This window comes from Endozoicomonas sp. 8E (assembly GCF_032883915.1).
In the GTDB taxonomy this organism is placed as follows: Bacteria; Pseudomonadota; Gammaproteobacteria; order Pseudomonadales; family Endozoicomonadaceae; genus Endozoicomonas_A.
In genome coordinates, this window is the sequence record NZ_CP120717.1 from 3,941,157 (window position 1) to 3,953,818 (window position 12,662).

Below are 12,662 nucleotides of genomic sequence, written 5' to 3' on the forward strand. Positions count from 1 at the left end.
TTGAACACCTCTTTAATACGGATTCAATTTGAAGATCGTGTTTGTGTCGTATCTGGAACGAGGTAGTAATAATTGCCATTGGACTGAAGGGTGCCGTATTTTTCTGTTGAGTTTTCAAGGCATAGATTCATCATGCGTCTGGAGCCAACCCAAAGGAGTTTTCTCATAAAAAAATCCTTTGGATTATTGGGGTCTATTGCACTAACCGAACCTAACCTTAAGACTTTCTTTTCTTCACATTTTTTTAAATAAAGCTCCTTCAGCTCATCTAAATCAATTTCAAAGTAGCTACTCATCTTAACCCACTCAGTGGGTAATACTAATTCCTCAGGTTGATCAGACCACCCCGGGAACCAGAAACCCAAGTCCTTCGCCTTTGTCTTCGTTATCCCATAGAATATAATGGGGTCTGGCTTTAATTTTGTCTTTTTAGCTGATAAAAAATCATCAGGTTCTTTTTTTTTGTCAGTTGACTTCCCAGGGTCTTCTCCATCGCCACCGGCTCCTGCTCCCGAAATAAAGGAAGTACCCCGATTTCCTGTCCGATCACAAGCAAATTGATACACGCCGCTACCCACGCCTGAGGCACCCGGGTCGCCTGACTGTCGTGGCTGCCCCTGACCACTGGACGTCCCACCCGGGCATAATACAACCAGTTCTTTTTTCCCCATGTTCATAAAAGCCAGAGTGGTTCCAAACGTTGTTGTCCTGAAGTTTATTTCTGCGACAGAATAATCCTCTTCATCCCGAAGCTCATCGCTGATATCACTTGTGAAAACAAACGCTTGCTGCCAGTTATTAATTGCAGGAAGAAGAAAAGGGACTGAACCCTGGTTATAAACCAGTGATCTAAAAAAACTTTTTAAATATTGATCTGTCTTACTATAGAGCGCCTGAACATCATCAATGAACTGACCTGAAATTCGGTGAGCGGGAATAAGCTCCCAAGCTCCGGCAGAGTAAGGGAGAAGTAAGAAAGCGACCATAAACAAAACTTTGAATAGCGGGTTGATGGTTTTCATAGCGCAGATGCCATCGTACGAATCAGTGAGCAAGACCCAAAGGCAGGGCAAACGCATGAACATTTCTTGAACAATTTCTTGTGAAAATACCCTTGCCAAGACTTGTTTGATTCTGGCACATTCTGCCTTTTTATGATGTTTCATTCTCTTCTTGAGTGAACCAGCCAGTTGCCAGACCCCAGACAAGCCGCCAAATGCACCCATATCCTTGGGGAAGTCGTTTTCATGACCATTCTTGGACTCCTTTGCGGAGCTGACAACTGGGACAGTATTGCCCAGTGTGCCGAATGCAAAGAAGATTGGCTCAGCAAGTATCTCGAATTACCCGGAGGCATTCCATCGCACGACACATTTAACAGGATTTACGCACTTCTTGATCCGGAAGAATTTCGTGACCTCTTTACCGGCTGGGTCAAAGATAGGTTGATTGATACGCCACTATCGGGTGTTGTTGCTATTGATGGCAAGACAGTTCGTAGCTCTCGGGATAAATCATCCAGTGCTATTCACATGGTTAATGCCTGGTCTACAGAAGCGGGTATCAGCCTCGGCCAGCATAAAGTCGAGAGTAAGCCTAATGAGATTACTGCGGTACCCGAGCTGTTAGACAGACTGGCTATTGAAAGTTGCACTGTGACTGCTGACGCCATGAGCTGTCAAAAGAGTATTGCCAGTAAAATCCTTAAAGCCAGGGCGGACTCCCTGTTGGCTGTGAAAAATAACCAGCGCAAGCTCTATGGTGAACTGGATCGCCATTTTGTCAGCTACTGGGAGAATAATCCAACTGACAGCCCGGAGTCGCCCCGTTATAGTGAGCAGCTCGACGCTTGCTGCTGCGTTCTGATAACAACGTGCTTTTTCATCACCAGATGGCTGTGAAAATCACGAACATTATCACTCGTTAATAAATCTCGACGACTTATTTTCTGAAATCTTACAAAGCACTTAATCCAGCCCCAGTAAGCGCGCTCAATAGACAGGGAGAAACCAGTAAACCGAATAGCAATTTGAAACCTTTCTTGTAATCTCATATAACCTCCGCATAACACTGTTTTTTTCAGGAAAATATGGCAATCTGCAACCATACAGATGGCTTAACCGAACAATATACAAATCACAAAATACGAATCAGAAGATACAAGCCCTCAAAAGAAAAAATAAAGTAAGAATAACGCCGTAAAGGAATATCCAATGGTACCTATGTCGAGTCTTTATTATGATGTGCGAAACTGATTCGTATAAACGACTATTATGCAGCCAGAGAAACCACCTCATTCAAATCGAAGAAGAATAATGATTTCATGTCATATTAAATATGTTATTGATCCGAAGAAAGTCAAAGAGTTTGAAACCTATGCAAGATTATGGATTCCTTTGGTAAAGAAATTTGGTGGTATACATCATGGTTATTTTCTACCAAGTGAAGGTGCAAATAATATTGCGTACGCAGTGTTTTCTTTTTCCAGTTTGGCTGAGTACGAGCAGTACAGAATAAAGTCGTTTCAAGACAATGAGTGTATATCAGCCTTCAAATACGCTGAGGAAACCGACTGTGTCATCCGTGTTGAAAGAAGTTTTTTAAAGCCAGTCCTAAATCAATCCGGCTCATAACAAGTGCGTCGCGTCGTTAGCAAGCTGTCTGGGACACTCGGCGCCTCACATGCAGGCATTAGGTGGCATACCAGTAGCTGGCTATCTTAGAAGAATGATCTATAAAGAAGGTGTTTATAGGTAGTTTTTCATTTTAGGAAGGCATTTTGATGCATACGTTTAAAGCTACTGGAGTACTGCTACTAATTTTAGTTATATCTGTTAAAGCCAAATCTGACCCTCTGGATATATACTCACACTATGGCTATGAAATAAATCCAACTCTTGTGTATTTGGTTATAAGCTATCCTTTCATTCACGGTCTGCTTGAGCATCTGCACGCGCTGTCAGATAACTTTATCTTTGCACTAATGCGGCTGGTTTACAGAAGCCAATCAGATGTTGTTGATCAAAGAAATGTGATCAATATGGAAAGAAGGCTAGCCACTACATTAGATCGTGATAGAACTGTCAATTACTACAAAGACCGCTTATACAAAAATAAGTGGTGGGCTAAAAAAAAGCTATAGCCACCTAAATCGGGTAGCCGGAAATCTCTACCCTCCAGCCCCCAGACCACACCGGCATGCGGGTCATCAAGGATAGTTAAACCTGATCCGTAAGTCTATCAGAGAAACAAGCCCAAGGTTTTCAAGAAAAGTGTCGTTCAATGCCTGCTGTACTGCAAAAGTTCTGCTCAACCGGTAATACCCTTTGCTACTGGCTGCGATCGAAGCGGCTTTTATATGATCAACGCCTGACTTGATCAGGTTTCTATAACGGGTTTTTGGTTTAGGCCTCTGTTTCATAAAACAGCAACGGATGGCCGACGTATCCATTGATCCAGTTGCGGTATGGGGTGGTAATATTCGGTTATTCTGAAATAATCCATCCAGCCACGGATATATCCGGCAAGCTTTAACTCCCAACTCATAGCGGCAACCAAGCCAAATTGCTTGAAGTTCTTAGACTGTTATTGAGCTGGAGACATGTTTGTTTACCTGAATATCTGTTCATTTCTGACAACAGACTTTAGGTGAATATCAATCGGGGTTGTGAAAGTCAGATGGAGAGCCGAAGTCGAATAATTGCCGAGCTATCAAAGCTTCCTTGCTGTGCCCCACGGTATGAAATACAAGATCATCAGAGATACAGGCAACAACTGACTGCTCCAAGAACATCACCCGCATCTCCAATCCCTCAATGGAGTCAGTCTGGCCAGAGAGGATAAGGTCAATCAGTTTTCAGTATTTGCTGCCTTCGTATCCTTATTAAGCTGACTCGTTGATGACGAAACTTTGCTTTTCCGGCTCTCTTCCAGAACCCAGCTTCTGAACATTTCTGCCTTGGGATGCATGTACTGGCGAGAAGGAGAAGTGAGATAGAATCCCTCAGAAGCCGTGATTTTTTGTGGCAATGGTGCCACCAGCTCACCACTGGCCAACATTCCCGCGACGAGTGACGTCCGGCCGAGTGCAAAACCCTGACCATATTTCGCCATTTCCAGTGCTGTAATCAGGGTATCAAACTGCATGCCTGAAGAGTTTTCACTGAATTCATAATCCAACTGCTTGAACCAGTACCCCCAGCCTTCTTCGTAGCCAATAACATGCAACAAGGTATGATCTGTTAGCTGTTCCGGACACTCAGGCAGTGGCAGCCCCTTGGCCAACTCCGGACTGCAAACAGGGAAGAGCTCGTCCTCAGTTAAACAATCAGCCTTCAGCCCCGGCCAGTCGCCCCGGCCATAACGTATTTCAAGGTCCGCCTCTCTGTCCTTGTCCTCTGCCCAGATATTACTGGTAAAACGTATTCCGATCTCAGGAAACTCTTCCTTGAAACGGCCCATTCTGGGAGCCAGCCAGGTCGTAAAGAACACCAGGTTGACCCTGACAGTCAACAATCTGTCCCTGCCCTGGCCAAACAGCTCTTCCGTAGCCACGGCCAGCGAGCTGACTGCTTCATGAACAGCAGGAAGATAAGCCATACCGGCTTCCGTCATTTCCAGCCCACGGGGAAGCCTTTTGAACAGGGCTACTCCAAGCTGATACTCAAGACCTTTAACCTGTTGGCTGACCGCAGCCTGGGTAAGATTCAATTCATTGGCTGCATGAGTAAAGCTGAGCAGGCGAGCAGACGCCTCAAAGGAGCGCAACCAGTTCAAAGGGGGTAGTCGCTTTTTCATTGCAATAATCACAGCAGGGCGAAGCCCTGCAGTATCATCCCCAGACAAATTGAAGACAGTTAATTTTTTGTAACAAAACTGCAATCAAATTAATTGCGGGGCTTATTACCTGGGCTCCGCCTACTTCATAGTAGGCATGGAAAACTGGACATTTTCCCGAACACCCGCCGAAGGCCAGCGCTGGGTAATGGTCTTGCGACGTGTATAAAAACGCAACGCATCCGGACCATATGCATGGAGATCACCAAAGAGTGAGCGCTTCCAGCCACCAAAGCTATGATAGGCCACTGGCACTGGTAAAGGCACATTGATACCAACCATTCCCACCCTGATGTGATCGGAGAAATAACGAGCGGCTTCCCCATCCCGGGTAAAGATGCAAGTACCATTACCGTATTCATGACAATCAATCAGATCCATGGCTTCCTGCATACTGTTGACTCGAACAACCTGCAGAACAGGGCCAAAGATCTCATTCTGATAGCTGGTCATTTCTGGCGTTACCTTGTCAATAAGAGTGCCACCGACAAAGTAACCTTCCTGATAATCAGAAACATCTGGCTGGCGTCCATCAACTACAATCTCGGCTCCCTGTTCTTCGGCACTGTCAATGAAACCGACTACTTTTTCCTGATGCTGTCGGGTAATAACCGGTCCAAAATCATTGGAACTATCACTGTAAGCACCGACTTTCAGGGACTGCATGGCTTCAGCCAGCTTGCCTACCAAATGGTTGGCCGCATCATCACCCACGGCAACGGCTACAGACAATGCCATGCAGCGCTCGCCGGAGGAACCAAAAGCTGCACCAAGCAGCTGATTAACAGCATTATCCATATCAGCATCAGGCATTACGATCGCATGGTTCTTGGCACCACCCAATGCCTGGCATCTTTTGCCTTTAGCTGTCGCTGTCGTGTAGATATACTCAGCGATAGGAGTCGATCCAACAAAGCTGATAGCCTCGACCCTTTCATCATGGAGTAGAGTATCCACAGCTTCCTTATCACCATTGACAACATTCATGACACCTGCAGGCAGACCAGCTTCGTGCAGCAGTTGAGCCACGAAAAGGGTTGAACTTGGCACCCGCTCGGAAGGCTTCAAAACAAAGGTATTGCCGCAGACAATGGCCATCGGGTACATCCAGAGAGGCACCATGACCGGGAAATTGAAGGGAGTGATCCCGGCGACAACCCCCAGAGGCTGGAACTCACTCCAGGAATCAATGCCTGGTCCGGCATTCCGACTGTGCTCTCCCTTTAGCAGCTCTGGCGCACCGCAGGCATACTCAACGTTTTCAATACCACGCTGCAGCTCCCCCATGGCATCATGAGAAATCTTGCCGTGCTCCTGGCCAATCAATTCACAGATACGTTCGGCATTTTGTTCGAGCAGTTCCTTGAACCGGAACATGATGCGGGAACGCTTGATGGGAGGTGTGTTCCTCCAGGCAGGGAAAGCTGCTTCTGCGGCGGCAACAGCTTCTTCTACCGTAGCTTTTGAAGCCAGAGCAACCTGCTTTTCAGCCTGACCCGTTGCCGGGTTATAAACCGGCTGATGACGAACATCATCATTGACTTCGTTACCATTGATAAGGTGAGCAACTGTGTTCATGATTCATTCTCTTGTTATTGTCAGAAAGGGTTTTCTTTGCTTGTGACTGTCTTGTTTTGTTTCAGTCCCAGAGCCGCTGGTAAATAGCTTTAATCTCTTCTGCGTCAGGCACCCTGGGATTATTAGCAGGTGATCCGGATGCCAGTGCTTGCACTGCCATGGTGTCCAGCACTTCAAAAAATGCATCTTTATCAATGCCAAATTCCTGCGGCCCGGGAACTGAAAGCTCATCATTCAGAGCTTTCAGTTCGATCAACAGCTTTTGGTTTGCCGTTTCATCACTGTCTACCTGTTCGGCAACGCCCATTGCCCGCGCACAGTCAGCATAACGATCGGGCGCAGCAGGAATAGAATACTCAGTGACAGCCGGTAATAGCATGGCATTGGACAAGCCGTGGGGAACATGAAAAAAAGCTCCAATAGGTCTGCTCATTCCATGGACCAGAGCTACCGATGCATTAGAAAAGGCGACACCCGCCAAGGTTGAGCCCAGCATCATGGCTTCGCGGGCTTTTTCATCACTGCCATTGTGGTAGGCAGTACGCAAATTCGGTGCAATCAGGCGCATGGCTTCCAGAGCCTGGCTATCACTGTACAAGCTGGCTTTTTTACTGACATAGGCCTCCATGGCATGGGTCAGTGCATCAATACCTGTATCTGCTGTCGTTCGGGCAGGTACACTCAATGTAAGGTTGTAGTCCACCAGTGCTGCTGTGGGCATATAAGCGGCTCCGACACAGAGCATTTTTTCATCACAGGTCTCATCTGTGATAATGGTTACTCGCGTGGCCTCAGAACCCGTGCCGGCTGTAGTAGGTATGGCAATCACAGGCATTCCGGGCTGATCCATGATCCTCGGGAACTTATAATCCCGCATTTCACCGCCATGGCATGAGAGAACAGCTATTGCCTTGGCGCTGTCGATAGGACTACCTCCACCCAGAGCAACAATACAGTCGTAGTTTCCTTGCCTGGCCATTTCAACACCCGTCTGAATCGAGCCGACGGTGGGCTCCGGTACAGTATCTGCAAAAACACTGGACTCAATGTCGTTTTCTGTTAGACAGTCTTGCAATGCCCGGACATAACCTAGCTGAACCATCATGGCATCAGAAATAATGAGAGGCTTTGCACAACTCAAACTAGCCAAAACATCAGGAAGAGCCAGGCTAGCCCCTGACCCCAACTGCATGATGCGGGGCAAAATCACTCGTGTAGACATAACAAACCTCTTGTAATCTACTAAAATGACCGTACGAATCCAGCGCACAGCCAATATCTATCAGGAACGCCCGTCTCTTGCCATGGACACCCTGTAACCCTCTTCAGCTGGTAAAGCCTCCTCGCGCAGGGACTTGATAAGTCCATAAGTGGCAAGAAGCAGAATGATCGAGAATGGCAGGGCCGCGACGATAGAAGCTGTTTGAAGAGCCTTAAGACCACCGGAGTACAGCAGAACGGCTGCCGAGGCACCAATCACCAGTCCCCAGAACACTCTGAATCGGGCAGGTGGATTGTCATTCCCCATGGAAACCAGGGTACAGATCACAAGCGTCGCCGAGTCCCCGGAGGTAACAAAATAAGTCACCAACATATAGGTGCAGATGCATGCCATCAATAAAGACATCAACTCACTTTCAATGAGCAGTTTCAGGGTGGTAAATAACGCAGTAGTGATATCTTTGTTCACAGCCTCCGTGACACCGCCATCGCCATAAAGCTCGAGATAGAAGGCACTGTTACCAAATATAGTGATCCAGAAGGCTGCCAGTGTCGTAGGTGCCACGAGAACACCAAGAATAAATTCACGAATGGTCCGGCCCTTGGAGATACGAGCAATAAACATGCTGACAAAAGGACCCCAGGCAATCCACCAGCCCCAATAAAAGATGGTCCACCATCCCTGCCATTGAGCCTCTGGCTCTGGATCAACCCACAACCCCAGGGAAACAGCATTCAACAGATAGTCACCGGTATTGGTAAAGAATGCACCCAGCAGATAGGCAGTTGGGCCAAAGATGACGAACAGGCCCAAAATGACTATGGTCAGATGCATATTGAAAACACTCAGGATACGAATGCCTTTGTTCAACCCGGTCAGTACTGAAAGAGTTGCCACTACCGAAATAACTGCGATCAGGATCACCTGATTGGTGGTCGACACTTCTATACCCAGAAGATAGCCCAACCCGGCATTCATTTGTTGTGCGCCCAGTCCCAGCGAAGTAGCTATACCGAAAACTGTTCCAAATACTGCCAGTAAGTCAGCTGCATGACCGATAGGACCATAAATCCTGTCACCGAAGATAGGGTAAAGACTCGAGCGAATAGTAATGGGAAGCCCTTTACGATAGGCAAAATAGGCCAGAATCAGTCCAGTCACAGAAAACAGCCCCCAACCATGCAAACCCCAGTGAAAAATCGAGATTCTCATGGCAATCTGAGCCGCTTCGACCGTCATGGCCTCGTCTTCGCTGATGAAGGGATTGCTTTGAAAGTGGTAAATCGGTTCGGCAATGCTCCAGAACAGGATACCAATACCAATGCCAGCACCAAATAACATGGAAAACCAGGCGAAATGACTGAACTCCGGTCTATCATCATCACTGCCCAGGCGAATATCGCCGAAGCGGCTGAACACCAGCCAGACGGAAAAAAACAGGAAAAACGACATTATCCCTATGTAATACCAACCCAGATCCGAAGCAATAAAGTTTTTCGCCGCCGTATAAATGCCATCGGCATATTCAGGATCGGCAACGGTAAAAACAATAAATGCAAGAACCAGTAAAGCGGAACCAACGGCCATCACTGGATTGGCTCCCGCAAGCCAACCAGCATACGACATGGTATTATTATTCATTATATTTTGCTCTTTTCGGATTCACGAACAACCATGACGGAACACTTGGCATGGTGACTTATGGCCAGATCCATGGCAGTGGGGAGCGAGCGCCCCCAGAAACTTTCACAGCATTGATCTATGGGAATTGATACTTTTTTATTTTTATTATTCATTCTTAACCCTTCTTTTTGGGGTATTGATCCTCAGGGGCATCATTAAATGCAACTTGCATATCAGAGCGCGCAATTATTATCAGTGGCTGAAAAAAAAATGAGAAACAATAAAATAGACACCTGAGACCATATTATTTTTATAGCTAAACAAAGAAGGGGTTCACCTTTCAATTCGGAAACGCCCATTAAACTTCGACATCAGCCAGTTTATTTTGAAAACACTCTCATTTAAGTCACGGCAAGAATGGCAAGCCCTTTTTCTGCAATAAAAAAAATCAGGTCTAAGGGATGTTTTTTTTTGCTGGTCGATCGTGCCATCCATTCATACCATTCCATGCATAAACGCGTGCAATGAACGCACCGTATTTTAACGAAGCGCCGCTTCTTTTTAGCAGGATTATCAGATGCACTATAAAAATAAATTACCATTAAATGGTGTCAGGGTTATTGATTTTGGTCAGCAGATTGCTGGGCCGGCTGTTGCCATGGCACTGGCCGATCTGGGTGCAACCGTTGTCCATATCGATCCACCGGAAGGTCCTCAATGGGACCATCCCGCCAATGCCGTTCTAAATAGAAACAAACTCTGCCTGAAGCTTGACCTTAAAACTGAGTCCGGCTTGCTCCGGGCACTGTCATTGATTGAAAAAGCCGATATCCTCATTGAGAGTTTCAGACCCGACGTTATGAAACGTCTGGGCATTGATTTTCAGCAATTGAGAGAATCGCGCCCGGATCTGATCACACTGTCAATTCCCGGCTTTGCCAGTAATGATCAGTTGAGAAGGGAATGGAAAGCCACTGAAGCAGTTGTTGCAGCAACTGCTGGAGCTTTCACGGACATGGGATTCAACCGCATTCTGATGGGTTTGAACCCAAGCTTTTCTCCTCTGCCGCTGGCGTCTTCCTACGCCACATCTCTGGCAGCCAGTTCAGTGGTTCTGGCGCTCACCGCACGTGAGAAAACCGGTAGAGGTGATCACATTGAAGTTCCTATAATTGCTGCCATGATGGAAGGCCTCTCCTATAACTCTTACGTTGTCGAAGGATTACCAGAGCGTTACAAAACCATGCGCGAGCATGAAATTGGGCATCGCAAGAGCAACAACATTCCCATGGATCTCAGTTACAAAGAGCTTCAGGAGTACCTGGACCCCTTCTACCGGACCTATGAATGCGCCGATGGCCGAATGTTCTACTGTGTATGCCCATCCCACCGTAATCATGCCCGCCGGTGCCTGGAGGCTCTGGGTATTTATGAAGAACTGCTGGCTGAGGGACTACCAAATGTTGAAGACCTGCACCTGCCAGTCAGAGAGTGGGATGGTGAAACGTCCATAGGCGTCTATCCATTACCGAAGAAATGGGCTGACATCATTTCAGCCAAAATGAAACAAGTATTCCTGACCAAAACCTCGCAAGAGTGGGGGGAGATTTTCGGTGAAGGACAGATTCCAGGTGCTCCTCACAGAACAACCGGGGAATGGGTGAATGATGAGCACACCAACCAGTCTGGCCTGATCGTTGAGGTTAATGATCCCGTCTATGGTCTGATGAAACAACCTGGCCCCATTGCCTGGCTCGAAGAGTTTGCCGAGCAGATGGTTACACCCACTCCGCGCAAGAATGTCTGCTATGAAGACGCTCTCTTTGAACTGAATACAGTCACAGATGAAAATGACCAGAACCGGTTTGCCGTTCGCAGACAGCAGAAAGCTCCCGTTCACTGGTTGGACGGACTGCGCATTCTTGATCTGACCAATGTTATTGCCGGACCACACTCTACAGCCTTTATGGCTCGCTTTGGTGCTGAAGTTATTAAGCTGGACCCGGTCAACCCGCTTTATGATCCTCTGATTGGTACTCTTTTTACTTTTCAGACAGGCGTTGGTAAACGCAGTGCTCTAGTCAACATCCTGTCTGAGGAAGGGCGTCAGGTATTCAACAAACTGGTCAAGTCAGTGGATATAGTTGTTATCAATGCTCCTGAACGCCAAATGAAGCCTCTGGGTCTGGACCACAAATCATTACAAGCCATTAACCCGGGCGTTCTCTTCTGTCGTCTGGATTGTTTAGGCGGTCCATTGCCCGGACCAAAAACCAATTACATTGGTTATGACGACATCATTCAGGCCAACAGTGGCATCATGAGTCGCTTCGGTGGCCGTGAGACTCCGGAAGAACACGCCCACCTCGGCACTCTGGACGTAAACTGCGGTTTCACCGGCGGACTGGCCATGGCGGTCGCTCTCTTCCACCGCCAGAAAACAGGTCAGCCTACCCGGGCAAGAACATCATTGTCTGCGGTAACCAACCTGGCACAGATTCCCTTTGCCTTTGACTACCGGGGAAGAGCTGCGTTTAATGAGCCTTCAGGTCGACAGGCCCTGGGCTATAACGCCCTGTCTCACTTCTATGAAACACAGGAAGGGTGGATTTATCTGGACAGCAATGATACCGAACTCGGCAAACTGGATCAGGTAGAAGGTCTCAAAGGTATATTAACTGCTGACAATCTCTCAGATTATCTGACAGAAGCCTTTAAAACAGCTCCAGCCCTTTACTGGAAGTCCTCACTGGACAAGGTAGATGTAGCTTCGGCCATTCCACAGGCTATTGAACATCTCAGAGAGCAATACAGCCGTGTTGCTGATGGTAAAGCAGGTACCGACCTGGGCAGCTTTGCCTTCTCGATCTATCCTGATCATCCCAGCGGCCACAAGATCACACAGATCGACCATTATTCCATTAGACCCACTGAGTCAGTTATCGCAGCCGCCACGCCTACTGAAAGGTTTGGTCATTCAACAAGAGAATTGTTAGCTGAAATGGGCTACGACAGTGAATCTGTTGAGTCAATGATTGAGCGTGGAATTGTCGGTACTGGCTGGGGCAAGGAGTTCCTTCCGAGCTGATAATCCATCGGCAGGCATAGCCTGCCACCCTCTTCCATAAGCCTATCAAATTAAGCTTTTGAGACTCCTTCCAATCAGGCCGCAGCAAAAAAGTCATCATTGAAGACTTTTGGCTGCGGCCATTTTTTTGAACCACCAGGTGGGGTTCTTATCTAACATGATTTCGACACTCAGAAAACCATCGTTAGACCTTCTAATGCTCTAAGCTCGTTTGTGCAGTTGGATTTAGCTCAGTAGAACTCTTAATATGAGCTAATATATCGTATGTCCCATATATGCGGTCGGCAACTGCCAAGTTCGGGGTTTCGCTTAATG

The 12,662-nt window shown here is 47.3% G+C and carries 13 protein-coding genes; 4 read left to right on the forward strand and 9 right to left on the reverse strand.

The annotated features are described in order from the left end of the window. Positions 1 to 23 precede the first annotated feature (23 nt). A complete protein-coding gene (locus P6910_RS12970) occupies positions 24 to 1,208 on the reverse strand; it encodes a hypothetical protein (protein WP_317146600.1) in 1,185 nt (394 codons plus the stop codon). Here P6910_RS12970 and P6910_RS12975 point away from each other — a divergent pair. Next, on the forward strand, positions 1,191 to 1,901 hold the full coding sequence (locus tag P6910_RS12975) for an ISAs1 family transposase (RefSeq protein ID WP_317141711.1): 711 nt from the start codon (positions 1,191 to 1,193) through the stop codon (positions 1,899 to 1,901). The genes P6910_RS12970 and P6910_RS12975 overlap by 18 nt on opposite strands. On the opposite strand, the gene P6910_RS26825 is transcribed toward P6910_RS12975, so the two are convergent. Next, on the reverse strand, positions 1,829 to 2,107 hold the full coding sequence (locus tag P6910_RS26825; protein ID WP_410493828.1) for a phage integrase N-terminal SAM-like domain-containing protein: 279 nt from the start codon (positions 2,105 to 2,107) through the stop codon (positions 1,829 to 1,831). The two genes, P6910_RS12975 and P6910_RS26825, sit on opposite strands and share 73 nt — an antisense overlap. 208 nt (positions 2,108 to 2,315) lie before the next feature. On the opposite strand from P6910_RS26825, the gene P6910_RS12980 reads away from it, so the two are divergent. Both P6910_RS12980 and P6910_RS12985 read left to right on the forward strand, forming a co-directional pair. Continuing rightward, positions 2,316 to 2,633 carry an NIPSNAP family protein gene (locus P6910_RS12980; protein ID WP_317141712.1) on the forward strand — a complete coding sequence of 106 codons (318 nt, stop codon included), beginning with the start codon at positions 2,316 to 2,318 and terminating at the stop codon, positions 2,631 to 2,633. A 149-nt stretch (positions 2,634 to 2,782) separates the two neighbouring features. Then, on the forward strand, positions 2,783 to 3,142 hold the full coding sequence (locus P6910_RS12985) for a hypothetical protein (protein WP_317141713.1): 360 nt from the start codon (positions 2,783 to 2,785) through the stop codon (positions 3,140 to 3,142). Between the two features lie 66 nt (positions 3,143 to 3,208). Here P6910_RS12985 and P6910_RS12990 read toward each other — a convergent pair whose 3' ends face one another. The 7 genes from P6910_RS12990 to P6910_RS13020 form a co-directional block, all read right to left on the reverse strand. After that, positions 3,209 to 3,421 (reverse strand): hypothetical protein, encoded by a 213-nt coding sequence (locus P6910_RS12990; protein WP_317141714.1) that lies wholly within the window; start codon positions 3,419 to 3,421, stop codon positions 3,209 to 3,211. Next, positions 3,418 to 3,546, reverse strand: a complete 129-nt coding sequence (locus P6910_RS12995) for a group II intron maturase-specific domain-containing protein (RefSeq protein ID WP_317141715.1) — start codon at positions 3,544 to 3,546, stop codon at positions 3,418 to 3,420. Before P6910_RS12995 ends, P6910_RS12990 begins: the two co-directional genes overlap by 4 nt. A gap of 303 nt (positions 3,547 to 3,849) precedes the next feature. Next, entirely contained in the window at positions 3,850 to 4,797 is a 948-nt protein-coding gene (gene gcvA, locus P6910_RS13000) for a transcriptional regulator GcvA (protein WP_317141716.1), read from the reverse strand. A gap of 120 nt (positions 4,798 to 4,917) precedes the next feature. Beyond that, complete coding sequence (locus P6910_RS13005) at positions 4,918 to 6,414, reverse strand: CoA-acylating methylmalonate-semialdehyde dehydrogenase (protein ID WP_317141717.1); 1,497 nt, start codon at positions 6,412 to 6,414, stop codon at positions 4,918 to 4,920. A 61-nt stretch (positions 6,415 to 6,475) separates the two neighbouring features. Next, on the reverse strand, positions 6,476 to 7,636 hold the full coding sequence (locus P6910_RS13010; protein WP_317141718.1) for an iron-containing alcohol dehydrogenase: 1,161 nt from the start codon (positions 7,634 to 7,636) through the stop codon (positions 6,476 to 6,478). 60 nt (positions 7,637 to 7,696) lie between these two features. Beyond that, a complete protein-coding gene (locus P6910_RS13015; protein ID WP_317141719.1) occupies positions 7,697 to 9,277 on the reverse strand; it encodes a BCCT family transporter in 1,581 nt (526 codons plus the stop codon). Then, the gene (locus P6910_RS13020) at positions 9,277 to 9,432 is read right to left on the reverse strand and encodes a hypothetical protein (protein WP_317141720.1); all 156 of its coding nucleotides are present in this window, start codon (positions 9,430 to 9,432) and stop codon (positions 9,277 to 9,279) included. Before P6910_RS13020 ends, P6910_RS13015 begins: the two co-directional genes overlap by 1 nt. A 404-nt stretch (positions 9,433 to 9,836) precedes the next feature. On the opposite strand from P6910_RS13020, the gene P6910_RS13025 reads away from it, so the two are divergent. After that, complete coding sequence (locus P6910_RS13025; RefSeq protein ID WP_317141721.1) at positions 9,837 to 12,347, forward strand: CoA transferase; 2,511 nt, start codon at positions 9,837 to 9,839, stop codon at positions 12,345 to 12,347. The last annotated feature ends 315 nt before the right edge of the window (positions 12,348 to 12,662 follow it).